Below are 23,236 nucleotides of genomic sequence, written 5' to 3'. Positions count from 1 at the left end.
TCCTGACTCCCGTACCAGTGAAGTCAGGATGATCAAGAGATCACGCAGTGACCCGCTTTTGATCCGCCGTCCGTGGTCCTCGTTTCACCCGTCGCCGACACTTTCTGGCTGCGGCACGGTGGCGACGCATCGTGGATGGCCAGGCGGCCGAGGGTGAAAGCCGGACGGTCGGACCGACAACAAGCTGAGGAGTGAGAGGTGACGGCCACTATTTACACGTTGAACCTTGCGTTTGCTCGGGGCGGGCTGAAGCGACCCCCGGTCTGTGCCGAAGCGGGGCTGCCGAATCCTGGCGGCGGATACCGCTGCGTGGACCCACCTGGGGTCTCTGTGCGTGAGCGATGCGTGAGCGGACGGGGTAGAAGGAAGCGCTCCGAACTGGATCACGAAACCCGCCGCGCGGCGCTGACCTGCAGGTTCAGCGCCACGCGGCATCAGGCGTCACTCCCCGTCATGACCCGGGTTCGTCTTGTAAAGCGGGGGTCGTCGGTTCGAACCCGACAGGGGGCTCAGCAGTGGAACAGTGAAGAACGCCCCGAGCCGGAGTCCGGTTCGGGGCGTTCGTGCAGGTGGAGTCCACAAAGGGTCCACATCCCCCGAGGGGGATGGCGCTCTCAGCGGGTGCCGAGATGTCTGGCGTTTGGATGCCTACTCCGGCCGTGCCATCGGCGTGCCAGAAGCGTCCTGGGGGTCGTCGTCCTCACCAAGCGCCTTGCGAGCGGCATCGCCCATCTTGTCGGCGATGGCACGGTCCCGGTCGCTGGTCATGTGCTGGTAGATCCGCGCGGCCGGGTGGTGCTGTGACCCATCCTGGTCATAAGACGAAGAACAGTCCGTCCTGTCCCTTGGCGGCGTGGCGCTCAAGGTGTTCTGAGCCCGCCCATGTCGGACAGGGTGCCGCACGCCAGTCCGTGTAGAGCCGGGTCGTCCCTTCGAACCCGACAGCCGGCCCTTCGGCGTTGGTGGGGGCGGGGGTCAGTCCGGGGGGAGGGTGAGGGTGGCGAGGGCGCCGCCGGCGGGGTGGTTGGTGAAGGTGAGGGTGGCGCCGATGACGCGGGTGTGGCCGGTGGCGATGGTGAGGCCGAGGCCGTGGCCGCGGCCGCGTTCGGGGGCGTTGGTGCGGAAGCGCTGGGGGCCGTGGTCGAGGAGGTCCTCGGGGTAGCCGGGACCGTGGTCGCGGACGGTGATGCGGCGGCCGTCGACGTGGAGTTCGACCGGGCCGGCGCCGTGGCGGTGGGCGTTGAGCAGCAGGTTGCCGAGGATGCGGTCGAGGCGACGCAGGTCGGTGCGGACCTCCTGGTCGGAGGTGATCCCGATCGAGACGTCGAGGCCGGTGAGGGCGACGGTGCGGCGCACCGCGCGTTCCAGGGGTACGGCGGAGAGGTCGGGGGACTCGACGTCCGCGTCCAGGCGGGAGACCTCCAGGAGGTCCTCGACGAGCGCGCGCAGGGCCTGGACCCGGTTCTGCACCAGTTGGGTGGGGCGGCCGGGCGGCAGCAGTTCGGCGGCGGTGACCAGGCCGGTGAGCGGGGTGCGCAGTTCGTGGGCGACGTCGGCGGTGAAGCGCTGTTCGTCCTCCAGGCGGCGGTGCAGGGTGCGGGACATCAGGTCGACGGCGGCGGCGAGGTCGGCGACCTCGTCCTTCCCGTCGACGAGTTCACCGATCCGGGTGTCGGTGCCGCCGGCCGCGATGCCCCGGGCGGCGGTGGCCGCGGTGCGCAGGCGGCGGCTGATCCGGTCCGCGACGAGCACGCCGGCCAGCACAGTGGTGAAGACTGCGGCGATGACGGTGATCAGGATGATCCGGTCCAGGTCGGCGATGGCCCGGCGGTCCTGGGTGAAGTCCACCCGGACGGAGAGCACCCCGTCCTGGACCGGGCCCGCCGCCCACATCGACTCGCCCTGCTGGTCGGTCGCGAGCACCGTGCCCTGCCGGCCGCCGGCGGCGAGGTCGTGCAGCCGTGCGGGGAGGGCCGGGTCGTCGACGGCGGCGCCGGGGCTGGGGAGGTTGCGCCCGTAGTCGGTGAGGGCGGAGGTGAGGGCGGTGAGCGCCGAGGAGCGTGCCTGGTCGACGTGTTGACGGATCATCGCCTGGTGGACCAGAAGGCCGACGGCCACCGCGACCAGGACGGAGATGGCGGCGACGGCGGTGGCGATCTGGCGACGCAGGGTCATCCGGCGCAGCGTCAGCCGCGCGAGGGACGGCCGGGGCAGGCGCGGGGTCATGCGGGGCGCCGCAGCTTGTAGCCGAAGCCGCGGACGGTCTCGATCCGGCCGGAGCCGATCTTGGCTCGCAGCCGCTGCACGTGGACGTCCACCACCCGGGTGTCGGCGCCCCACTCGTAGTCCCAGACGCGCTCCAGCAGCGCCGAACGCTCCAGCACGATGCCGGGCGCGGCGGTGAACTCCAGCAGCAGCCGCAGTTCGGTGGGGGTGAGCGGGACGAGGTGGCCGTCGACCCGCACCTCCATGCTGTCGGTGTCCACCTGCAGACCGTCGAAGTTGCGGACGGCGGGGGAGGGGGCGGGGGAGGCGACAGGGGCTGCCGGGGCGTCGGAAGAAGGGGTGGCAGGGGAGGAAGGAGAGGAAGCACCGGGAACCGGGGGGACGGCCGCCGGGGCCACCCGGACGCGGCGGAGTACGGTACGGATCCGGGCGACCAGGACCGCGCTCTCGAAGGGCTTGACCACGTAGTCGTCCGCGCCCGCCTCCAGGCCGGACACCACGTCCACCGGGTCGGTGCGGGCCGACATCATCAGGATCGGCAGCTGGCTCTCCTCCCGGATCCGGCGGCACAGGCCGACCCCGTCGAGCAGCGGCAGCATGACGTCCAGCAGGAGCAGGTCGGGGTGGACGGCGTGGAAGGCCTCCAGCCCCTCCAGGCCGTCGGCGGCGGTGGTGACCGGGAAGCCGTAGCGCTCCAGGGCCATCCGGGTGGCCTCCCGGATCACCTCGTCGTCCTCGACGAGCAGGATGTGCGGCTGGGCGGGGGCGGCTGCGGTGGTCATCGCTTCGCTTCCGGGACGACGGTGGGGGCGTACGGCTGGGACGGCTGGGCGGGCTGGGGCTGGGGTCGGCCGGGGCGTGCGGTCGGGACGGCCGCGCCGGCGCCCGGCTTCGCCTCGGCGGAGGGGCGCATCGGGACGGGCACCGCGCCGCCGGATCCGGATCCGGATCCGGTGGGCGGCTCGGCGCCCGGGGCGGTGGGTGTGAGCAGGCCGATGCCGTCCACCCGCTTCTCGACCAGCGCGAGCCTGGTCCCGTCCCAGTGGTAGTGGCTGGTGGTGCGCGTGGTGACGGTGGTCGGCTCATACAGCCACAGGTCGGAGCCGAGGGTCTCAGCGCCGAAGTCGGGCTTGATCTGCACCCGCAGGATCGGCAGGACGCGATCGCCGACGAGGGTGTAGACGTGCAGCACGACCTGTCCGGGAGTGGTCACGGCGGTGATCAGTTCGGGCTGCCCGTCGCCGGTGAGGTCGCGGAACTCGGGGGCCCGCACCTCGCAGTCGGTGCAGGAGCCGAGCGCGCGCCGCTCCTCCGCGCTCACCGCCGGGTCCTCGGCGAGGAGGGTGTGGACGTCGACGGCGGCGAGGTCGTGCCCGGGGACGGTCAGGTCGGGTACCGGCTGCGGCGGCGGCGCCTGGGTGGCGGACCCGGTCGCGGAGGTGGCGGGCGGCGGCGCGGTGGCCAGTCCGGGCCAGAGCGGCTTGGCCGAGGGCGGCCGGGTGACGGCCGCGCGCGGACCGTCGTCCCGCAGGCCGCCGGGGGCGGGACGGCCGAAGGCCAGGACACCGAGGACGGTCAGGACGGCCAGGGTGGCGAGGGCGGCCGCGGGCACGGCGCCGGAGCGGCGGCGGAGCGGGGTCGGTGGTGCCACGGTCGGTGCTCGTCCTCCTGGTCGCGGTGCGGTGCCGGTTCGTCGTCCTCGTGGCCGTCCTGCTGCCGTAGCCGTTGTGACCGTTGTAGCCGGTCCGTCCCGGCGGCCGTTCCGGTGGGTAGGTCGTGGGGGCGGTGACCGGCGGTTCCACCTCCGGTGCGGGCGGTCCGGTCAGGCGGCCCGGTCAGGTGGCCGGGTCGGCCAGCACGATGATGTTGTCCGTCCAGTGGCCGTCCGAGCCGATCCGCCCGCCGCAGGTGATCAGCCGCAGCGCGGGCCCCGGGGTGTCGCCGTACACCGTGTCGGTCGGGAAGTGGTCCTTGGCGGCCTGGAGCAGGCTGCGGACCTTGAAGTCCGCGGTGCCGCCGTCCGAGCGCCGGATCCGGATCAGGTCGCCCGGGTGGAGTTCCGGCAGGTGCTTGAAGACCGCCGGGCCGTACTTGGTGTCCAGGTGTCCGATCAGGACGGCGGGGCCCGCCTCGCCCGGGGTGGGGCCGTTGCGGTACCAGCCGACCTGGTCGGCGTGGTCGGCCGAGGGCACCTGGACGGTGCCGTCGGCGTTCAGACCGAGGTCGGTCACCGGGGCGTCCACGTTGACGGACGGGATCTGCAGACGGGTGGGCGGCGAGGCGGCGAGCGGTTGGGCGTCGGCGGTCGGGCCACCCACGGGGGCGGTGCCGGTGGGCGCGGTCGCGCCGGGCGCGGCGGCCGCCGGGTCGTGGCCGGAGGTCTCGATCCGCACCACCGGGGTGTCCCGGCCGGACAGCGCGAGCGAGGTCCCGAGCACCAGGCACAGCAGGCCGGCGGTGCCGAAGACGCTCCGGCGCAGGATGCTCGGGGCGGGCCGGGCGGCGCGCCGCCGCCCGCGGCCGTGCCGCTTGGCGGTCCCCGCCGCCCGGGGCACCCCGGCGCCGCTTCCCCGCCCGGCCGGGTGCGGAGGAAGGGCGCCGGGGTGCCCGGCGGACTCGGGACCGGTGTCAGCCACGCGCACCGGAGCGGCGGCGCAGCAGGGCGAAGCCCAGCGCACCGGCACCGACGGCCGCGACGGCGCCGCCGCCCGCCAGCATCAGGCCGTTGCCGTCGGTCTCGCCCGAGCCGTCACCGGCCTGGGCGGCACCCTTCGGCACCGCGCGGACCTGCGGCTGCGCGCCGGCGGGGGCGGGCTGCGCCGAGGGGACGGAGCCGGCCGGGGCGGGCCTGGCCGGCGCGGCGGCGGAGCCGGGCGCGGCTTCGGCGGCGGCGGGGGCAGGGACGGCGGAGGGGCGGCCCCCGCCTGCGGCCGAGCCCGCCGGGGCCGCGTTGGCGGGGGCGTGGGCGGTGGGAGTGGCGGCCTGCGGGGCTCCGTCGGCCCAGGCCTGCCCGCCGGTGACCGCGGACATCAGTGCGGCGCCCGTCAGCGCGCAGACCGCCAGCATCCGGCGGGCGGGCGAGCGGTGGGTACGGCTCCTGCTCATACGGTGGTTCTCCTTCGTGCTCCGGTGAATGCGGCAATGGCGAGACCGCGGCTCTCGCGGACGCACGCTGCCTGTACGGCCGGCCCGTACGGGCAGCCGGTGCGTCGTCAGTGACGGTAGGAGGCCCGTGTCGCGGCGCCCGCCCGGCCGTGTCACGGTGGCCCATCGGCTGGGTAACGGTTCCCGGGCCGAGCGGAACGGGCCCGTGACGGAAGCCGTGACGGAAGCCGGAAGCCGTGACGGAAGCCGTGACGGAGCCCGTGACGCACGCCGGAACACACTCGGTGACACCGAACACATCCGGTGACATGCGTCCCGGGCTGAGTACTTCCGCCCGCCCATCCGTACATTCCGGTGGGGGACAAACCGAGAGAAAGGTGGCAGTGATGAGCATCCTCGCCAACCTCCTTCCGACGCTGCGGAGCGACCGCGGCGACCGCGGTGGCCGCGGGTACGGCGGCCGCGGGGACGACCGCGGGGACTTCCGTGGCGGCCGGGGCGACTTCGACGATTTCCGCGACTTCGGCGACGACGACCGTCGTGGCCTTCGCGGCCTGCGCCGCTGGAACCGGTGCTGACGGTCACGGACCGGTGATGGTCCCTGGCTAGGACGAACTGGTGTGGTCCCTGCGGCGGTTGACGGCCGTCGACACGGGTGACGGCGACGGCCGGGAGGACCCGGTCGTCGCCCCGGCCCCGGCCGTACCGCTGCGGCGGACCTTCCGGCAGTTCTGGCCCTACACCCGAGGGGGGAGGCGCTGGCTGATCCTCCTGGTGGCGATCGTCCTGCTCGGCCCGGTGGTCGACGCGGCGATGATCTGGCTGTTCAAGATCGTCGTCGATGACGTGCTGGTGCCGCGCAGACTCGGGCTGTTCCTGCCGGTGGCGCTCGGTTACGCCGGGCTGACCCTGTTGGCGGGAGGCCTGGGCTTCGTCGACGAGACGCTCTCCACCTGGGTCAGCGAGCGCTTCCTCCTCAATCTGCGCACGGACGTGTTCCGCCACCTCCAGTGCCTACCGCTGGGCTTCTTCGAGCGGCGGCGGCTGGGCGACGTACTGTCGCGGCTGACCGGGGATGTCGAGGCGGTCGAGACCTTCCTGCTCTCGGGCGTCCTGGAAGCGGTCGCGTACGTCGCCGAGCTGACCGTCTTCCTCGGCCTGCTGTTCTACCTGCGCTGGGACCTCACGCTGACGGCCCTGGTGGTGGCCCCGCTGTTCTGGATCACCGCCCGGCGCTTCTCGGGGAAGGTGAGGACCGCGTCCCGCGAACGGCGCCGCCGCAGCGGTTCGGTCAGCGCCCTGGCCGAGGAGACCCTCGGCAACATCGCCCTCGTGCAGGCGTACAACCGGCAGGACTGGGAGCAGAAGCGCTTCCTGGGGGAGAACCTGGCGCGGTTCCGCGCGACCATGGCGGCGACCCGGCTGCGCGCGCTGTTCGAGCCGATCGTGGAGATGCTGGAACTGGCCGGTGCGCTGATCGTGCTCGGCCTGGGGGCCTGGGAGTTGACCCAGGGCCGCCTCACCCTGGGCGAGCTCCTCGTCTTCGTCGCCCTCCTGAGCCGCCTCTACGGCCCGGTCAAGGGGATCGGGCGGCTCAGCAACGGATTCTTCTCGGCCGCAGCCGCCGCCGAGCGGATCATCGAACTCCAGGACCAGCAGCCGGACGTGGCCGATCCGCCGAAGCCGCTGCGCCCGGCCCGGGTGCGCGGGGCGGTGGCCTTCGAAGGGGTGCGGTTCCGCTACCCGGACGCGCCGCGGTTGGCGCTGAACGACGTCTCCTTCCACGCCGAACCGGGCGAGACGGTCGCGCTGGTCGGGGAGAGCGGGGCGGGCAAGTCGACCATCGCCAAGCTGCTGCTGCGCTTCTACGACCCTGAGCGCGGTGCCGTCCGGCTGGACGGCATGGACCTGCGCGACCTGGCGCTGGCCGATCTGCGCGAGCACATCGCGGTGCTGCTGCAGGAGACCCTGGTCGTCCACGGCACCATCAGGGAGAACATCGCCTACGGCCGTCCGGGAGCCACCGACGCCCAGATCGTGGCGGCCGCCCGGGCCGCCGACGCGCACGAGTTCGTCAGCCGGCTGCCGGAGGGCTACGACACGGTGGTGGGCCAGCAGGGGCGGCTGCTGTCCGGCGGCCAGCGCCAGCGGATCGCGATCGCCCGGGCGATGGTCCGGGACGCTCCCGTACTGCTGCTGGACGAGCCGACCACCGGGCTGGACTCGGAGTCGGGGCGGCGGATCCTGGAGCCGCTCGGGCGGCTGATGAGCGGACGGACGACGATCATCATCTCGCACAACCTGCTCACCGTACGGAACGCCGACCGGATCGTCCTGCTGCGCGGCGGCCGCGTCGTGGCCTGCGGCAGCCACCGCGAACTACTCGCCCAGGACGCCGGCTACGCCCGCCTCGACCGGGCCGCGACCCCGACCCGGGCCGCCGGATGAGCGGCCGCGGGCCACTGCCCGCCGGAACGCCGGCCGCCCCCGCATGACGGGTGACCCCTACCGTCCCTACCGTCCCTACCGTCCCTACCGGCCCTACCGTCCCTACCGTCCCTCCCGCAGCTGCCGGAGGGTCCAGCCGGGGCCGAGGGTTTCCGTGTGCGCGGTGAACAGTTCGGCCGCGCGGCGGTAGGAGAGGCGGGCGCGGCCGGTGTGGGGGCAGCGGTCGGCGGCGGGGGTGCCGGCCGGGGCCCGGCGGTCGGTGAGGAAGAGCGGGCCGCCGGAGCGGCCGGCGATCAGCAGCGGCAGCAGCCGGGCGGTGCCGGTGCTCCAGCGGAGCTGGGTGCGGTCGCAGCGGGGGCGGGTGCGGCGGCCGGGCAGGTCCAACTGGTCGGTGTCCAGGGCCAGTACGGTCTCGATGGCGGCGCCGGACTCGTGCAGCAGGTGCCAGAGCGTCTGCTCGCGCAGTGGTGCCCGTCGGACGAACAGGGCGTGCAGTTGTTCGGCGGTCAGCGGGGCTCCGGCCCCGGCCGGTCGGGCCAGCGGGCGGGGGCGCAGGCCGGCGCTCGGGTCGCCGTCGATCCAGCCCCGGGACCGCCACCAGGCCACGGCGGCGCGCAGGGTGGAGAGTTCGCGGTTGAGCGTGCGCGGGTCGGTCTCGGCGGTGCGCCGCGCGACGGCGGTGCGCAGCCGTCCGGCGGCGTCCGGGTGGTCGAGCAGCGCGAGCGGCAGTACGGGCGGGCGGGCACGCCGCCGTTCGGGGCCGGTGGGAGCGGGCCGGTCGGCGAGTGCCCAGGCCCAGGTGCTCAGGGCGATCCGGTAGATCCGCCGGGAGCCCTCGGCGAGCCCGGAGGCGGCCAGGTAGCGCTCGACGGCAACGCCGTACTCGACCGGGGGGAACTCCGTCATCCGTCCGCCTTCTTCCGCAGTAAACGACATGAACCAGCGCTGCGGAAATATATCCGTCCTCCGCAGTAAATAGCAGCTCATTCGCCATCTGATCGGTGATTTACTGCGGTGGATCCCGCTGGCCGGAAAATTGATGCCGAACGGCTCAGGTTTTTCGCCGGAAACCCTTGAAACCCGCTTCCGCGCGAGCGCAGACTGACTGCCCATGGCAGTGGAAACAGAACGGATCCCGGCCCCTGCGCGGCGTCCGGGAGACCGTCTCGCCGTGCTGGGCGAGCGCGAATTCACCCGCTTCTTCATCGGGTACACCACCTCCCTCCTCGGCTCCTCGATGGCGCCGGTCGCGGTCGCCTTCTCGGTGCTCGACGGCGGCGGGAGCGGCACCGACCTCGGCTGGGTGCTGGCCGCCCGGATCCTCCCCGTGGTGCTGGTCCTGCTGGCCGGCGGGTTGATCGCCGACCGGCTGGGCAGCCGCCGGCTGATGCTGGGCTCGGACGTCCTGCGCGGGCTCGTCCAGGCGCTGTTCGCCGTGCTGCTGGCGACCGGGCACGCGCCGGTCGGGGCGATGGTGGCGCTGGTGGCGGTCTGGGGGATCGGCGAGGGCCTGTTCATGCCCGCCTTCGGCGCGATCGTGCCCGACCTGGTGCGCCGCAAGGAGTTGCTGGCGGACGGCAACACCCTGCTGGGCCTCTCCCGTTCGGTGTCCACGGTGGCGGGCCCCGCGCTGGCCGGCCTGGTCACGGCGGTGCGGGGCCCGGCGGTGGTGCTGCTGATCGACGCGCTGACGTACGGCGTCGGCGCCCTGGCGCTGGCGGGTCTGCGGTCGCCCGACCGCCCGAGCCCGGGCGGCGCGGGCTCGGTGTGCGGGGAACTGCGGGCCGGCTGGTCGGAGTTCACCACCCGCCCGTGGCTGTGGATCACCACCGCGCAGATGGGCCTGTTCAACCTGCTGGTCTGGGCCCCCTTCCTGGTGCTGGGCCCGCTGATCTCGCAGCGGGAGCTCGGCGGCGCCCGGGCCTGGGGCCTGGTGATGGGCGTGTACGGGGCGGGCGCGGTGCTGGGCGGGCTGCTGATGCTCGGCCGCCGCCCGGAGCGGCCGCTCGCGGTGGCCGGCGTGGCGGCCCTCGGCTGGGCGCTGCCGTCGGCCGCGCTGGCGGCCGGGGCGCCGCTGGCCTGGGTGGTCGCCGCCGCGCTGGTGGCGGGGGTCGGTTCGGCGGTCTGCGGGACGTTGTACGCCACCACGATGCAGCACTGGGTCCCGCCGGAGCTGCTGGGCCGGCTGACCTCCTTCGGGGCGCTCGGCGCCTTCGCCGTCGGCCCGCTCGGCCTGGCGGCGGCCGGTCCGCTGTCGGACCGGTTCGGTGCCGGCGAGGTGCTGTTGGTCGGAGCGGTCTGGCAAGTGGTGGCCGGGGCCGTAGTGTTGGGCGTACCGGCCGTACGGAACCGTCGCTGGGAGGAGGGCCCGGATCACTGACCCACCCCTCGGACGGCTCCGGGGCGCACCCCCGGCCGACACCGGTGCGGCCCACCGCGCACCGCATCCGGCCGGCCCCGGAGCACAGCCGGTCGCTCCGCCCACGCGTGCGTGCCTCCGCGGCGGGCGGGGTGGCCGGGTCGGTCGTACCGTGGACGGAGGGGGTACGGAGGAGGTTCACCATGCCCGGTTCGCTCACCATCAGCCACCACCAGAGCGCGGCCACCCTGGACCACGCGGACGCGGAGCGGCTGGCCACCGTACTGGCCGACCTGGCGTACCTGCTGGAGATCCCGGGCCCGGACCGGATCACCGAGGCCCAGCTGGCGGTGCTGTGCGAGGGCCACTCGCCGGACCGCGCCGAGCTGGTGCACTGGTGCGCGTCGACCGCCCGCAGGTTGAAGGAGCAGCTCTGACCGGACCGACCGAGCGCCCGCCCCGCCCGCCGTACGATGGCGCGCGGGGCGGGCCGGTCCGGAACGCCCCGCGGTCGCCGGGCTGGCCGGTGGCCGGCCCGGTGGAGGGTGGGGGCCCGAGCGTGCCGCAGTCCTGGTCGTTGTCCTGGCTGACCGTGCCGACCCCGCTGCCCAGCGGTCCGATGCACATCGCGGTGACGCCGTTGGGCGTGGCGGCCGCCGGTTACGGCGGACGGGACGGCGAGGCGCCGCCGTGCACCGATCCCATGAAGATCACCGCTGTCACCGAGCGGATCGGTGCCTACCTGGCGGGACGCACCCGGGAGTTGGGCCTGCCGATCGACTGGAGCCTCAGCTCCGGGCCCCACCGCGCCGTCCTGCGGACGCTCTGGGAGCAGGTGCCGTACGGCCGGACCATCACCTACGGCGAACTGGCCGCCCGCAGCGGGGTGTTCGAGGACGTCACCGAACCCGGCCTGGCCGCCCGGACGGTCGGGCAGATGATGGCCGCCAACCCGGTGGCCCTGTTGGTGCCCTGCCACCGGGTGGTGGCGGCGGACGGGATCGGCGGCTTCGGCGGCGGCCGGGTCGGGATCGACGTGAAGCGCTGGCTGCTCACCCTGGAAGGGGTGCTGGAACCGACGCTGGACTGGAACGGTCCGCTGTAGTGTCAGCCGTACGGTCGATGGAGCAAGACGGGGCGCGGCATTCCAATATGTTCGAATAAATAGTCGAACAAATATCGATCAGTTGATCTAGTCGTACTATTTGTTCGGTTATTCAGAGCCACTCGAACGAGTGATTGCGGCTTACCCCGAACGGGCCCACCATGAAGCTGCAACCAAGAATGTGCAAGGCGACACTTCATCGGGCATGCGAAGGGCTTCCCCTATGTCGACCGAAACCAATGCCGGTATTCCTGCGCCGGGCGCGCAGCCGGAGATCCGGCAGCAGCAGTCCCTGAGCACGGCGGGCGCGCGGAACCTCGCCACGACCACCAAGTCCGCGCCCCAGATGCAGGGCATCAGCCCGCGCTGGCTGCTCAGGATGCTGCCCTGGGTGCAGGTCTCCGGCGGCACCTACCGGGTCAACCGCCGTCTGCGCCACAAGGTCGGCCGCGGCCGGGTGAGTTTCGTCAAGACCGGTTCCGAGGTGCGGATCGTCCCGCAGACGCTGGTCGAGGTGCCGGTGCTGCGCGGGTACGAGGACGAGGCGGTGCTGGAGGAGCTGGCCGGCCGCTTCGTGCAGCGGCAGTTCGACGCGGGCGACGTCCTGGTCACCGCCGGCACGCCGATCAGCGAGGTCTTCCTGATCGCGCACGGCAAGCTCGACCGGCTCGGCACCGGCAAGTACGGCGAGGAGACGGTGGTCGGCACCCTGGCCGACGGCGACCACCTGGGCGACGAGGTGCTCCAGGAGGAGGACGGCAGCTGGCCGTACACCGTCCGCGCCGCCACCGCCGGCACCGTGATGGTGCTCGCCTGGCCGTCCTTCCAGGAGCTGCACGACCGCTCCGAGTCGCTGCAGCTGCAGATCATGGAGTACCTGAACGGCTTCGAGCGGGCGCAGAACAAGCACGGCGAGGCCGCGATCGACCTCTCCGCCGGCCACCAGGGCGAGTACGACCTGCCCGGCGCCTTCGTGGACTACGAGCTCAAGCCGCGCGAGTACGAGCTGAGCGTCGCGCAGACCGTCCTCAAGGTGCACACCCGCGTCGCCGACCTCTACAACAAGCCGATGAACCAGACCGAGCACCAGCTCCGGCTGACCATCGAGGCCCTGCGCGAGCGCCAGGAGCACGAGCTCATCAACAACCCGGAGTTCGGCCTGCTGGAGAGCGCCGAGTACGAGCAGCGGATCCAGACCCACTCCGGGCCGCCCACCCCGGACGACATGGACGAGCTGCTCAGCCGCCGCCGCAGCACCAGGATGTTCCTCGCCCACCCCAAGGCCATCGCCGCCTTCGGCCGGGAGTGCAACAAGCGCGGCCTCTACCCGGGCACCGTCGAGGTCGAGGGCAGGCAGGTCAGCGCCTGGCGCGGGGTGCCGATCTTCCCGTGCAACAAGATCCCGGTCGTCGGCGGGCACACCAGCTCGATCATCGCGATGCGGGTCGGCGAGGACAACCAGGGTGTCATCGGCCTGCACCAGACCGGAATTCCGGACGAGTACCAGCCGAGCCTTTCGGTGCGGTTCATGGGAATCGACGAGAAGGCCATCATTTCCTACCTGGTGAGCGCCTACTACTCGGCCGCGATCCTGGTTCCGGACGCCGTCGGGGTGCTTGAGAACGTGGACGTCGCCCAACGCTGACGGACAGCCGCCGGCTCGGTTTCCGGTCGAATCCGCGCAGCCCGGCCGGGGACCAGCAGCCCCGGCCGGGCGGCGCGCCGCGGCGCGTACGGCCACCGGCCCGCCGTCCCGGCGCACCCGGCCGCCCACGGGCCGGCCGTCCCATGACACGCGCCCTACAGGGGGAGGAACCCATGACGAGCTCCACGCTGGAGCGGGACCACAAAGAGGGCCACGAGGCGGCCGACATCCTCGCCCGCGCCCGCGGGCTGGTCGACCCGGTCCTGCGGGCCGCCGTCGACTCACTGCCGGGCACGATGCGCAAGGTGGCCGGCTACCACTTCGGCTGGTGGGAGGCGGACGGCACGCCCTCCGAGGCCCCCTCCGGCAAGGCGATCCGCCCCGCCCTGGTCCTCGCCGCCACCCAGGCCCTCGGCGGCAGCCCCGGCACGGCCGTCGCGGCGGCCGCCGCGGTGGAGCTGGTGCACAACTTCACCCTGCTCCACGACGACGTCATCGACCGGGACGACACCCGCCGCCACCGGCCCACCGCCTGGCGGGTGTTCGGCACCACCGAAGCCATCCTGGCCGGCGACGCGATGCACTCCCTCGCGCTGCGCCTGGTCGCCGAGGACGCCCACCCGGCCGCCCGCGGCTCGATCCGCCGGCTCGCCGACTGCGTGGTCGAACTCTGCGAGGGCCAGCAGATCGACTGCGCCTTCGAACAGCGCAACGACGTCTCGCTCGCCGAGTGCCTGGCGATGGCCGAGGCCAAGACCGGCGCCCTGCTCGGTGCCGCCTGCGCGATGGGCGCGCTGTACGGCGGCGGGTCCGAGGAGGCGGCGCAGGCGATGGACGGCTTCGGCCGCGAGATCGGCCTGGCCTTCCAGTTGATCGACGACCTGATCGGTATCTGGGGGGATCCAGCGGTCACCGGCAAGCCGGTCGGCGCGGACCTGGTCGCCCGGAAGAAGTCCCTGCCGGTGGTCAAGGCGCTCGGCTCGGGCACCGCCGAGGGCCTCCGGCTCGCCGAGCTCTACACACTGGAACGCCCGCTCAGCGCCCAGGAGCTGGCGCAGTGCGCGAGCGCCGTCGAGGCGGCCGGCGGGCGCGGCTGGGCGCAGGGCGAGTCCTGCGAGCGGATGGCCGCGGCGATGGCGCAGCTGGCCGTGGCCGTGCCGGAGCCGTCCGCGGCCGACGAACTGCTGGCCCTGGCCGAGCTGGTGACCCGCCGCACCCACTGAGTCGTCGTACCCGGCGAACCGTACCCACCGAACCGCACCCACCGAACCGCACCCACCGAACCGCACCCACCGAACCGCACCCACCGAGTCGCCGCCCGGTGTGGGAAGCCGGCCCGACTGGCCTCTCGCTCCGGCCGGCCGGCCTCCCGCTCCGGCCGGTCACCGTCGGCCTGCACGTCACCCGTACGCGGCCAACAGCCGCTGCTCCTTGGCGGGTTCGATGCCCTGCTTGAACAGCGACCCCGGCGCGCCCTTGCGCCCCTCGGCGTCGGTGTCCTCGACCGGCCCCCGGCTGCGCAGCCACTCCCAGGTGTCCCGGGCGGTCTCCGTGAACGGGCGGCAGCGCAGCCCGGCCTCCCGGGCGCGGCTGCTGTCGACCTGCCAGATGTACGCCCAGTCCGGCAGGTCCGGTGCCCAGAAGGGGAGTTCGGTCCAGGGCTCGACCCGGTCCGGTCCCTCGGCCAGCAGCGGGCCGTCGTCGACCCGGACCAGCTCGGTCTCCGGGGCGCCCGCGACCTCCCGGCAGGTCTCCAGCCACTGTCCGAAGGTGAGCTGCCCGGGCGGCGCCGTGGTGAGGAAGCGCCCCGCCGTCCCGGCCGTCAACAGGTCGAGCCCGAAGGCGGCGAAGTCCCGGACGTCGATCACCTGGATGGCCCGCCCCGGATCGCCGGGTGCGAGCACCCGCCCGCCGCGGGCCATCCGCTCCAGCCACCAGGGCAGCCGCCCGCCGACCTCGTAGGGCCCGACCAGCAGCCCGCTGCTGAGCACCAGCGTGCGGTCGGAGCCGAAGCCCGCCAGCGCCGCACGCTCGCAGCCGGCCTTCAGCTCGCGGCCGAACGGCTGGTCGGGCGGGGTGTCGGCGGGGCAGGGGAGGAGCGGGGAGTCCTCGGTGATCACCTGGGTGGCCCAGTCGGCGCAGGCGTGCACCGAGGAGACGAAGGTGTAGTGGTCGGCCCGCTCGCGCAGCAGCCGAACGGAGAGCGCGACCTGGGCGGGCTGCTGGGCGGAGGTGTCGACGACGGCGTCCCAGCGGCGGCCCTCGACGAGCCGCGCCAGGTCTTCGGCGCTGTCGCGGTCGCCCCGGACGGCCTCGACCCCGGGCAGGTCGGGGGCGTGGCGGCCGCGGTTGAAGGTGGTGACCTGGTGGCCGCGGGCGAGCGCCTCAACGGCGTAGGCGCGCCCGAGGAAGGACGAGCCACCGAGCAGGAGGATCTTCATACCGCCCAGCCTGTCCCGGCGGCCCCGCCCGTACGCCCGGCTTAGCGCTGAGCAGAGCGCCGGAGCGGAGCCGCCGGAGCAGGCGCAACGACCGGGAGGCCGGCCGGGACCGCCGGCCGGGACACCGGGGCCGCTGGCCGGGACGCCGGGCCGGGCGCCGCCCGACGTGCCACCCCACCCCGCCCCACTTAGCATCCCAAATGTACTGATATGACACGATCCATGACCTGATCCGGCCTGGGAGAGCGACAGCATGGTCAACCCGGCACTCGTCGATCCGGCCACCATCCGCGCGACCGCGGCCGAGGCCTGGATCCGCGGCCACCCCGTCCTGCGGACCTACCGCAGCCTCTACGCCCAGGCCCTGGACGACGCTGACCCCGGCTACGCCGGTGGCTTCGGCGCCTTCCACCACACCGCGCGCCCGGCCACCCCCGCCGACACCGACGCCGTCACCGCCGACAACGACACCCTCCCCTCCCGCGCCTGGCTCGACCTGCGCGCCGAACCCTGGGTGCTCTCGGTCCCCGCCCAGGACCGCTACCACGTCCTCGCGGTGCACGAACTCGACGCCCTGCACGCCGGGTTGATCGGCTCCCGGACCACCGGCCAGGAGGCGGGGGACTACCTGGTGGCCGGCCCCGACTGGCACGGCGAGCCGCCGCCCGGCCTCAGGGGCGTGATCCGCACGGCCACCCGGCTGGTCGGTCTGGTCGGCCACACCCGCCTCACCGGGAGCACCCCCGCCGACCTCGCCGCTCTGCGGGCCGTTCAGGACCAGTACCGGCTGCGCCCGCTGCACGAGTACGCCGGCACCCCTGCGCCCGCCCCCGCCCCCGACCCGGTCTGGCCGGTCTGGCGCGACGAGGTCCTGGAGGGCGTCGAGTTCCTCACCTTCCTGGACTTCCTGCTCGGCTTCTTCCCCCTCACCGACGGGCTCCCGTCCGCCGAGACCGAGTTGCGCGGCCGCCTCACCGACCTCGGCATCGACGGCCGCGGCGAGTTCGAGCCCGCCGTCCTCCCGCTGGAGGTCCGCGCCGAACTCGACCGGGGGATCGCCGACGGCCGCGCCCGGCTGACCCGCGCCGTCGCCGAACTGCGCGACTGCGCCAGCCTGTTCGGCAGCCGCGAACAGCTCGGCGCGGACTTCCTCCGACAGGCCGTCGCCGCCGAGCTCGGCCCGTACGGGCTGCCCGTCGAGGAGGTCTGGTACGGCCGTTGGGCGGCGGACGGCGAGGGCCGCCGCCCGCCGAACGCCAGCGACCGCGACCACCGGATCCGCTTCGCCCCGGACGCCCTGCCCCCGGCCCGCTTCTTCTGGTCCGCGACCGTCTACGCGCTCCCCGGCCACCGGCTGGTCGACAACACCCTGGACCGCTACTCGGTCGGCGGCCACACCCCCGGCCTGGTCCGCGACCGGGACGGCGGCCTCACCCTCTACGTCCAGCACAAGCGCCCCGCCGACGCCGAGCACTCCGCCAACTGGCTGCCCGCCCCGGACGGCCCGTTCGCCGTCGTGCTCCGGATCCACGGCCCGGAGGCATCCGTCCTGGACGGCCGCTGGCAGCCCCCGCCGCTCACCCCGCACTGACCGGCCCCACCCCGGCCCAGACCTGACCCGGCCCCAGGCCCGACCCGGCCCCAGGCCCGACCCGGCCCCAGGCCTGACCCGGCCCCAGGCCCGACCCGACCCGGCTCCGACCCGACGAAGGACCCCCGATGAACCTGCCCGAGCTGGAGGCCCTGGCTGCCGACGCCTACGTCTACGGCTACCCGCTCGTCGCCGGCCTCACCATGGTCGAGCGCTTCGCCAAGGGCGGCCTGGGCACCCTCCCGGCGGCGCCGTTCAACCACTTCAGCCACGCCACCCGGCTGGCCGGCCCCGGCGACCAGTTCGTCTCGGTCAACAACGACACGATCTACTCGATCGCCCAGCTCGACCTGTCCGAGGGCCCGCAGGTGCTGCACGTCCCGGACACCGAGGGCGCCTACTACGTGCTGCAGTTCATCGGCGCCTGGACGGACAACGTCGCCTACCTCGGCAGCCGCGCCACCGGCACCGACGCGCAGACCTGGCTGGTCGTCCCGCCCGACTGGCACGGCACCGCCCCACACCCGGACCGGGTGATCGAGCTGCCCACCACCCTCGGCACGATCGTCGGCCGCTTCGCCTGCAACGGTTCGCGCGACCTCCCGCGGGTCAAGGCGCTGCAGGCCGGGCTCCTCCTGGAACCGCTGGAACCCGGGGGCCTGGTCGCCGGACTGCCCGAGCCCGACCCGGACGTCCCCGAGCGGCTGGCCTTCTTCGAGCGCCTGCGGGTGTGGATGCAGGCCTTCCCGCCGGCCACCCCCGACATCGAGTACCAGCGCCGCTTCGCCCCGCTCGGCCTGCTGGACGACGGGACCTCGCCCTACCGCGCGGCCGCCGCGGAGTGGACCCTCGCGCTCGCCAAGGGCCTGGCCGCCGGACGCGAACGGGTCGAGGACGCCACCCGCCCGCCCGAGGAGCACCCGCTCGGCGAGTGGCGCTCCGCGCTCCACCTCTTCGACTACAACCTCGACCACCTGGGCCCCGGGACCCTGGACGACCCCGAGTGGCGCATCCCCGACCGCCGTGCCGCCTACCTCAGCCGCGCCGCCGCCGCCCGGGCCGGCCTCTGGGGCAACCACGCCTACGAGGCCTCGTACGCGGTCACCTACGACGACTCCGACGGCCGCCCGCTGACCGGTGCCAACAGCTACACCCTCCGCTTCGAACAGCCCCCGCCGACCGAGGCCTTCTGGTCCGTCACGATGTACTCGGTGCCGGATTACTACCTGGTGGAGAACCCGATCAACCGCTACTCCATCGGCGACCGCACCCGCGGCCTGGTGTACGGCCCGGACGGCTCGCTGACCCTGACCCTCCAGCACGAACCGCCCGAGGACCCGACGGCCGCCGCCAACTGGCTGCCCACCCCGCTCGGCGAGTTCCGCCCGATCATCCGGCTCTACCAGCCGAAGCCTTCGTTGCTGGACGGCAGCTACCAGATCCCTCCGATCCGCCGCACCTGACGCCGGCTTCCGCCACCCGGCCCGGCCACCCCGGATCCTGCTACCGGCCCGACGCCGCGCCCGTCGGGTGCGGCGACGCGCCGTCGGTCGGAGTCGCCGAGGGCGCCGCCGTACCGGTCGGCGCCCCGGAGGGCGACGGCGTGCCCGAGCCCGACGGCGACGGCGTGACCGTCCGGCTCGGCGTGGACGAAGGCGGAGCCGTGGCCGTCGCGCTCGCCGTGGCAGGCGCCGACGTCCCCCCGCTCGGTGCCGACGAGGGCACCGACGAGGGCTCCGCCGAGGAGGACGAGGGCCCGCCGCGGTTCTGCGGCCCGCCCTCCAGGGTGACCACCGCCTGCGAGGGCGACAGCGCGATCCGGGCGGTCCAGTGGGTGGTGGGTGCGAGGTCCTCGTCCACGGTGACGATCACGGTGATCCGCTGCCCGGGTGCCAGCGTCCCCGAGTCGCGGCTGAGCCGGAGCCAGCCGGCGTCCGTCACGGCGTGCCAACGGATCTCGGTGGTGCCGGAGTCGGTGAGGGTGAGCACCGTCCGGCTGCCGTACTCCCCGGCCTCGACGGTGAGCAGCCCGGCCGGGGCCGGGTCGGCCGCGCCCGGGGCGGAGGCCCGTTCGACCAGCGGGGCCGGGGCGGCGATCAGGGTGGGGCTGCCGAGCGGGGTCGCGCCGCGGCCCGGCACCGGGACCAGTGGTCCCTGGAAGCTGATCCGTGGAAATCCGGGGGGCAACGTTTCTGCACCACCCGCGCCGCCCCCGCCGCCCGCATCTGCCAGCTCCAGCCCCGGCGTCCCCGCGCCCCCGGCCGCCTCCGCCCCGGCCGCCGACCACGGCGGCCGCTGCCCGGCGTCCCGCCCGGCGTCCCGCCCGGCCTCGTCCACCCGCACGGCCGAGACCGAGGCCGTCGACCCCGACCCACCACCGCCCCGGTGCCCGGCCCACAGCGCGACCACCGGCGCCGCCAGGACGGCCGCGAGCACCCCGGTGGTCACCACCCGCCGACGGACCGCCAGCCCCCGGCCCGCATCCGGCGCCCGGTGCCGGGGGAAGCCGCCGGGGTCGAAGCGCGGTCCCGGCTCGACCGCCGCCGAACCGCGCCGCCCCGCCGCCCCGGCCGCCGAGGGCGCCACCCCGCCCGCCGAGGAGGGCGCCGTCAGCAGCGGCAGCCCCGACAGTCCCGCCGCTCCCTCGGCCGCCTCTCCGGCGGCCACCCGTTCCGCCGTCCCCCGGCAGGTCGGGCAGTCCACCACGTGCTGCACCAGCTCCCGCCGCAGCGCCGGGCCGAGCACCCAGTCCCGCCAGGATTCCGCCCCGGCCCCGCCCAGCCGGTCCAGTTCGGGGCAGCTGCCCACCCCGAGCACCAGCAGCGCCGCCCTGGTCCGGGCCACCTCGGCCTCGGCGGTGGAGAGCAGCCCGCGGGTCCGTTCGAACGGCAGGCCCAGGACGGCCGCCACCTCCAGAGGGGTCAGCCGGTGCCGGACGGACAGCTCCAGCGCCTCGCGCTGCTCCGGGTCCGTCCCGGCCGCCTCCGGCCAGGCGAGCGAGGCCAGCTCGCGCCGCCGCCGGACCGCCTCGGCCTCGGTCAGCTCCGTCCCGAGCCCGGCACCCGGCTCCGCCCCGGGATCCACCCGGGCCTCCCCACCCGTCCCGTCCGCCAGCCGCCGCAGGCAGCAGTACCGGGCCAGCGAGAACAACCAGGCCCGCACCAGCCCGGGTTCGGCCAGCCGGGCTCCGTGCCGCCGGGCCAGTTCGCGGACCTCGCGCAGCGCGTCGGCGGCCGCGTCGTGCTCGCACAGCACCGAGAGGCAGTAGGTGAACAGGCCGTCCGCCTGCCGGTCGTACGCCGCGAGCACGGCGTCCTGCGCCCCGACGGGCCCAACAGTTCGCGTTGTCACCCGTCCGACGGTAGGGACAACCGGCCGTCCGCCCCCGCCGTTCACCGCGCGTGTACTTCTTTCGGGTAACAACATCGCCCATCTGTGTGGACGCCCGGCGCGTCCGGTCGGGGACCGCGGCTGTCACACCCAGGCACTACCGTGGGCCGCATGCCTCCGCGTTCCAAGACCACCGCCAAGCCGCGCCCGGCGTACCGCTGCACCGAGTGCGGCAACCAGCTGCCCAAGTGGGTCGGCCGCTGCCCGGAGTGCAACGCCTGGGGCACGGTCGAGGAGTACGGCGCGGTGCCGATCCGCACCACCGCCGCCGGCCCGGTCAGCGCGCCCGCCCGCCCGATCGCCCAGGTGGACGGCCAGGTCGCGACGGCCCGCTCGACGGGCGTGCCGGAGCTGGACCGGGTGCTCGGCGGCGGCCTGGTCCCCGGCGCGGTGGTGCTGCTGGCCGGCGAGCCCGGCGTCGGCAAGTCCACCCTGCTGCTGGACGTCGCGGCCAAGGCGGCCACCGGGCAGCACCGCACGCTCTACGTCACCGGCGAGGAGTCGGCCGGCCAGGTCCGGCTGCGCGCCGACCGGATCAACGCCCTCTCCGAGCACCTCTACCTCGCCGCCGAGCAGGATCTCGGCGCGGTGCTCGGGCACATCGAGGCGGTCGGCCCGGGCCTGCTGATCCTGGACTCGGTGCAGACCATCGCCTCCGCCGAGCTGGACGGCGCTCCCGGCGGCCCGGCCCAGGTCCGCGAGGTGGCGGGCGCGCTGATCCGGGCCTCCAAGGAGCGCGGCATGGCCACCCTGCTGGTCGGTCACGTCACCAAGGACGGCCAGATCGCCGGCCCGCGCCTGCTGGAGCACCTGGTGGACGTGGTGCTGAGCTTCGAGGGCGACCGGCACGCCCGGCTGCGGCTCATCCGCGGGGTCAAGAACCGCTACGGCGCCACCGACGAGGTGGGCTGCTTCGAGCTGCACGACGAGGGCATCGTCGGCCTGGCCGACCCGTCCGGCCTCTTCCTGACCAGGCGTGACAAGCCCGTCCCGGGCACCTGCCTCACCGTCACCCTGGAGGGCAAGCGCCCGCTGGTCGCCGAGGTGCAGGCGCTGATGGTGGATTCGCAGATCCCCTCCCCGCGCCGCACCACCTCGGGCCTGGAGTCGCCCCGGATCGCGATGATCCTGGCCGTGGTCGAGCGGCACGGCGGGGTGAAGCTCGGCAAGCAGGACATCTACACCGCGACGGTCGGCGGCGTGAAGCTGTCCGAGCCCTCCGCCGACCTCGCGGTCGCGCTCGCGGTGGCCAGCTCCTCCACCGACACCCCGCTGCCCAGCAACCTGGTGGCGATCGGCGAGGTCGGCCTGGCGGGCGAGGTGCGGCGGGTGACGGGTGTGCAGCGCCGGCTCGCCGAGGCGCACCGGCTGGGCTTCACCCACGCCCTCGTCCCGCCGGATCCGGGCAAGGTGCCGCCGGGCATGAAGGTGGTCGAGGTGGCGGACATCGGCGAGGCGCTGCGGGCCATCCCCGGCCGTCGCCGGGCCGCCGCCAAGCCGCGCGGCGAGGCGCGTGGTGAGGCCCCGTCGGCCCCGCCGGCGCCCCGCGCCGCGAAGGTCCCCGCGTACCCGGAGGAGCTGATGGACGGCTGGGAGCCGCTCGACTCCGACGAACTGCGCTGACCCCAGCCCTGCCGAAGCCGCACGCAGTTAGACTTTCCCCAGTCTCATTGGCCAGAAGGCAGTACCGGAGCGGTACTGAGCGACAGAGCAACAGACCGCGGACCGGCGCACGGCGCGAGGCGCGCGGCACGGGGTCGACCGGAGGAGTCACGTGGCAGCCAGCGACCGGGGGGCGGACAAGGCCTCCCGTGAGGAGGCCCTGCTGCGGGCCTCCCTCACCGCCATCGCGCCCGGTACCGCGCTTCGTGACGGCCTGGAACGGGTCCTGCGGGCCAACACCGGCGGCCTGATCGTGCTGGGCTTCGACAGGACCGTCGAGTCCCTGTGCACCGGCGGCTTCGTGCTGGACGTCGAGTTCAGCGCGACCCGGCTGCGCGAGCTGTGCAAGCTCGACGGCGCGGTGGTGCTGGACAAGGACATCACCAAGATCGTCCGGGCCGGCGTCCACCTGATGCCGGACTCCACCATCCCCACCGACGAGACCGGCACCCGGCACCGCACCGCCGAGCGGGTCAACCGGCAGACCGGCTACCCGGTGGTCGCGGTCTCGCACTCGATGCGGCTGATCGCCATGTACGTCAACGGCACCCGCCGGGTGCTGGAGGACTCCACCACGGTCCTCTCCCGCGCCAACCAGGCGCTGGCCACCCTGGAGCGCTACAAGCTGCGCCTGGACGAGGTGGCCGGCACGCTCTCCGCCCTGGAGATCGAGGACCTGGTGACGGTCCGGGACGTCACCGCCGTGGCCCAGCGCCTGGAGATGGTCCGGCTGATCGCCACCGAGATCGCCGGCTACGTGCTGGAGCTCGGCATCGACGGCCGCCTGCTCTCGCTCCAGCTGGACGAGCTGATCGCGGGCGTGGAGCCCGAGCGCGAACTGGTCGCCCGGGACTACTTCCCGGAGCGCGCCGCCAAGAAGGGCCGGACGGTCACCGAGGTGCTGGGCGACCTGGAAGCGCTCACCCACGCCGAGCTGCTGGACCTCCAGACGGTCGCCAAGGCGCTCGGCTACTCCGGCTCGCCGGAGTCCCTGGACGCCGCCGTCTCCCCGCGCGGCTACCGCCTGCTGGCGAAGATCCCGCGCCTGCCCAATACGGTGATAGAGCGACTGGTCGAGCACTTCGGCGGCCTGCAGAAGCTGCTCGCCGCCAGCATCGACGACCTGCAGACGGTCGAGGGCGTCGGCGAGACCCGCGCCCGCTCGGTCCGCGAGGGCCTGTCCCGCCTTGCCGAATCGTCCATCCTGGAACGCTACGTCTGACCCGACGTGCGGCAGACCGCGCACGGCCCCCGGAGAAACGGT

General features: G+C 74.2%; 19 protein-coding genes. 11 read left to right on the top strand and 8 right to left on the bottom strand.

The genetic code is table 11. From position 1 onward, the window contains the following. Nucleotides 1–975: 975 nt before the first annotated feature. From ACH4J0_RS27255 to ACH4J0_RS27235, 5 genes are all read right to left on the bottom strand, one after another. Nucleotides 976–2,175 carry a sensor histidine kinase gene (locus ACH4J0_RS27255; protein WP_396243221.1) on the bottom strand — a complete coding sequence of 400 codons (1,200 nt, stop codon included), beginning with the start codon at nucleotides 2,173–2,175 and terminating at the stop codon, nucleotides 976–978. A 47-nt stretch (nucleotides 2,176–2,222) separates the two neighbouring features. Then, nucleotides 2,223–3,008, bottom strand: a complete 786-nt coding sequence (gene cseB, locus ACH4J0_RS27250) for a two-component system response regulator CseB (RefSeq protein WP_396243220.1) — start codon at nucleotides 3,006–3,008, stop codon at nucleotides 2,223–2,225. Further along, nucleotides 3,005–3,877 (bottom strand): hypothetical protein, encoded by an 873-nt coding sequence (locus tag ACH4J0_RS27245; protein ID WP_396243218.1) that lies wholly within the window; start codon nucleotides 3,875–3,877, stop codon nucleotides 3,005–3,007. The genes cseB and ACH4J0_RS27245 overlap by 4 nt, the downstream gene beginning before the upstream one ends. A gap of 184 nt (nucleotides 3,878–4,061) precedes the next feature. Continuing rightward, nucleotides 4,062–4,862 carry a class F sortase gene (locus ACH4J0_RS27240; protein ID WP_396243217.1) on the bottom strand — a complete coding sequence of 267 codons (801 nt, stop codon included), beginning with the start codon at nucleotides 4,860–4,862 and terminating at the stop codon, nucleotides 4,062–4,064. Next, a complete protein-coding gene (locus ACH4J0_RS27235) occupies nucleotides 4,855–5,331 on the bottom strand; it encodes a hypothetical protein (protein ID WP_396243216.1) in 477 nt (158 codons plus the stop codon). The genes ACH4J0_RS27240 and ACH4J0_RS27235 overlap by 8 nt, the downstream gene beginning before the upstream one ends. Before the next feature lie 386 nt (nucleotides 5,332–5,717). Between ACH4J0_RS27235 and ACH4J0_RS27230 the strand changes: the two genes are divergently transcribed. Continuing rightward, the gene (locus tag ACH4J0_RS27230) at nucleotides 5,718–5,909 is read left to right on the top strand and encodes a hypothetical protein (RefSeq protein WP_396243215.1); all 192 of its coding nucleotides are present in this window, start codon (nucleotides 5,718–5,720) and stop codon (nucleotides 5,907–5,909) included. 58 nt (nucleotides 5,910–5,967) lie between these two features. After that, nucleotides 5,968–7,779 (top strand): ABC transporter ATP-binding protein, encoded by a 1,812-nt coding sequence (locus ACH4J0_RS27225; protein WP_396243214.1) that lies wholly within the window; start codon nucleotides 5,968–5,970, stop codon nucleotides 7,777–7,779. A gap of 102 nt (nucleotides 7,780–7,881) precedes the next feature. On the opposite strand, the gene ACH4J0_RS27220 is transcribed toward ACH4J0_RS27225, so the two are convergent. Beyond that, entirely contained in the window at nucleotides 7,882–8,685 is an 804-nt protein-coding gene (locus tag ACH4J0_RS27220) for a hypothetical protein (protein WP_396243213.1), read from the bottom strand. Between the two features lie 205 nt (nucleotides 8,686–8,890). Between ACH4J0_RS27220 and ACH4J0_RS27215 the strand changes: the two genes are divergently transcribed. The 5 genes from ACH4J0_RS27215 (at nucleotide 8,891) to ACH4J0_RS27195 (ending at nucleotide 14,111) form a co-directional block, all read left to right on the top strand. Then, nucleotides 8,891–10,159 carry an MFS transporter gene (locus ACH4J0_RS27215; protein WP_396243212.1) on the top strand — a complete coding sequence of 423 codons (1,269 nt, stop codon included), beginning with the start codon at nucleotides 8,891–8,893 and terminating at the stop codon, nucleotides 10,157–10,159. Between the two features lie 182 nt (nucleotides 10,160–10,341). Beyond that, the gene (locus tag ACH4J0_RS27210) at nucleotides 10,342–10,575 is read left to right on the top strand and encodes a hypothetical protein (protein ID WP_396243211.1); all 234 of its coding nucleotides are present in this window, start codon (nucleotides 10,342–10,344) and stop codon (nucleotides 10,573–10,575) included. Between the two features lie 122 nt (nucleotides 10,576–10,697). Further along, nucleotides 10,698–11,243, top strand: a complete 546-nt coding sequence (locus tag ACH4J0_RS27205) for a methylated-DNA--[protein]-cysteine S-methyltransferase (protein ID WP_396243210.1) — start codon at nucleotides 10,698–10,700, stop codon at nucleotides 11,241–11,243. A gap of 223 nt (nucleotides 11,244–11,466) precedes the next feature. Further along, complete coding sequence (locus tag ACH4J0_RS27200; RefSeq protein WP_396243209.1) at nucleotides 11,467–12,888, top strand: family 2B encapsulin nanocompartment shell protein; 1,422 nt, start codon at nucleotides 11,467–11,469, stop codon at nucleotides 12,886–12,888. Nucleotides 12,889–13,061: 173 nt separating this feature from the next. Continuing rightward, nucleotides 13,062–14,111, top strand: a complete 1,050-nt coding sequence (locus tag ACH4J0_RS27195) for a family 2 encapsulin nanocompartment cargo protein polyprenyl transferase (protein WP_396243208.1) — start codon at nucleotides 13,062–13,064, stop codon at nucleotides 14,109–14,111. A gap of 177 nt (nucleotides 14,112–14,288) precedes the next feature. Here the strand turns inward: ACH4J0_RS27195 and ACH4J0_RS27190 are convergent, their stop codons facing one another. Beyond that, a complete protein-coding gene (locus tag ACH4J0_RS27190; protein WP_396243207.1) occupies nucleotides 14,289–15,329 on the bottom strand; it encodes an NAD-dependent epimerase/dehydratase family protein in 1,041 nt (346 codons plus the stop codon). A gap of 253 nt (nucleotides 15,330–15,582) precedes the next feature. Here ACH4J0_RS27190 and ACH4J0_RS27185 point away from each other — a divergent pair, with 253 nt between their 5' ends. Then, on the top strand, nucleotides 15,583–16,920 hold the full coding sequence (locus tag ACH4J0_RS27185) for a DUF1254 domain-containing protein (protein WP_396243206.1): 1,338 nt from the start codon (nucleotides 15,583–15,585) through the stop codon (nucleotides 16,918–16,920). Nucleotides 16,921–17,048: 128 nt separating this feature from the next. Next, nucleotides 17,049–18,383: a DUF1254 domain-containing protein gene (locus ACH4J0_RS27180; protein WP_396243205.1), complete on the top strand. Its 1,335-nt coding sequence runs from the start codon at nucleotides 17,049–17,051 to the stop codon at nucleotides 18,381–18,383. Nucleotides 18,384–18,423: 40 nt separating this feature from the next. On the opposite strand, the gene ACH4J0_RS27175 is transcribed toward ACH4J0_RS27180, so the two are convergent. Further along, a complete protein-coding gene (locus ACH4J0_RS27175) occupies nucleotides 18,424–20,271 on the bottom strand; it encodes a sigma-70 family RNA polymerase sigma factor (RefSeq protein WP_396243204.1) in 1,848 nt (615 codons plus the stop codon). Nucleotides 20,272–20,421: 150 nt separating this feature from the next. Between ACH4J0_RS27175 and radA the strand changes: the two genes are divergently transcribed. Both radA and disA read left to right on the top strand, forming a co-directional pair. Further along, nucleotides 20,422–21,933 carry a DNA repair protein RadA gene (radA, locus tag ACH4J0_RS27170; RefSeq protein ID WP_396243203.1) on the top strand — a complete coding sequence of 504 codons (1,512 nt, stop codon included), beginning with the start codon at nucleotides 20,422–20,424 and terminating at the stop codon, nucleotides 21,931–21,933. Nucleotides 21,934–22,135: 202 nt separating this feature from the next. Then, nucleotides 22,136–23,194, top strand: coding sequence for a DNA integrity scanning diadenylate cyclase DisA (gene disA, locus ACH4J0_RS27165; RefSeq protein WP_391492578.1), 1,059 nt, complete (start codon nucleotides 22,136–22,138; stop codon nucleotides 23,192–23,194). Nucleotides 23,195–23,236 lie beyond the last annotated feature (42 nt).

It is taken from the genome of Kitasatospora sp. NPDC017646 (assembly GCF_044329365.1).
GTDB lineage: Bacteria > Actinomycetota > Actinomycetes > Streptomycetales > Streptomycetaceae > Kitasatospora.
This window is presented reverse-complemented; position numbering and strand designations above follow the sequence as displayed.

What these genes read in the sequence shown, in the direction of transcription:
- ACH4J0_RS27215 (WP_396243212.1), top strand. Translation starts at nt 8,891, where the DNA reads ATGGCAGTGGAAACAGAACGGATCCCGGCCCCTGCGCGGCGTCCGGGA.
- ACH4J0_RS27195 (WP_396243208.1), top strand. Translation starts at nt 13,062, where the DNA reads ATGACGAGCTCCACGCTGGAGCGGGACCACAAAGAGGGCCACGAGGCG.
- ACH4J0_RS27190 (WP_396243207.1), bottom strand. Translation starts at nt 15,329, where the DNA reads ATGAAGATCCTCCTGCTCGGTGGCTCGTCCTTCCTCGGGCGCGCCTAC.
- ACH4J0_RS27230 (WP_396243215.1), top strand. Translation starts at nt 5,718, where the DNA reads ATGAGCATCCTCGCCAACCTCCTTCCGACGCTGCGGAGCGACCGCGGC.
- radA (WP_396243203.1), top strand. Translation starts at nt 20,422, where the DNA reads ATGCCTCCGCGTTCCAAGACCACCGCCAAGCCGCGCCCGGCGTACCGC.
- ACH4J0_RS27210 (WP_396243211.1), top strand. Translation starts at nt 10,342, where the DNA reads ATGCCCGGTTCGCTCACCATCAGCCACCACCAGAGCGCGGCCACCCTG.
- ACH4J0_RS27255 (WP_396243221.1), bottom strand. Translation starts at nt 2,175, where the DNA reads ATGACCCTGCGTCGCCAGATCGCCACCGCCGTCGCCGCCATCTCCGTC.
- ACH4J0_RS27200 (WP_396243209.1), top strand. Translation starts at nt 11,467, where the DNA reads ATGTCGACCGAAACCAATGCCGGTATTCCTGCGCCGGGCGCGCAGCCG.
- ACH4J0_RS27235 (WP_396243216.1), bottom strand. Translation starts at nt 5,331, where the DNA reads ATGAGCAGGAGCCGTACCCACCGCTCGCCCGCCCGCCGGATGCTGGCG.
- ACH4J0_RS27220 (WP_396243213.1), bottom strand. Translation starts at nt 8,685, where the DNA reads ATGACGGAGTTCCCCCCGGTCGAGTACGGCGTTGCCGTCGAGCGCTAC.
- ACH4J0_RS27180 (WP_396243205.1), top strand. Translation starts at nt 17,049, where the DNA reads ATGAACCTGCCCGAGCTGGAGGCCCTGGCTGCCGACGCCTACGTCTAC.
- cseB (WP_396243220.1), bottom strand. Translation starts at nt 3,008, where the DNA reads ATGACCACCGCAGCCGCCCCCGCCCAGCCGCACATCCTGCTCGTCGAG.
- ACH4J0_RS27185 (WP_396243206.1), top strand. Translation starts at nt 15,583, where the DNA reads ATGGTCAACCCGGCACTCGTCGATCCGGCCACCATCCGCGCGACCGCG.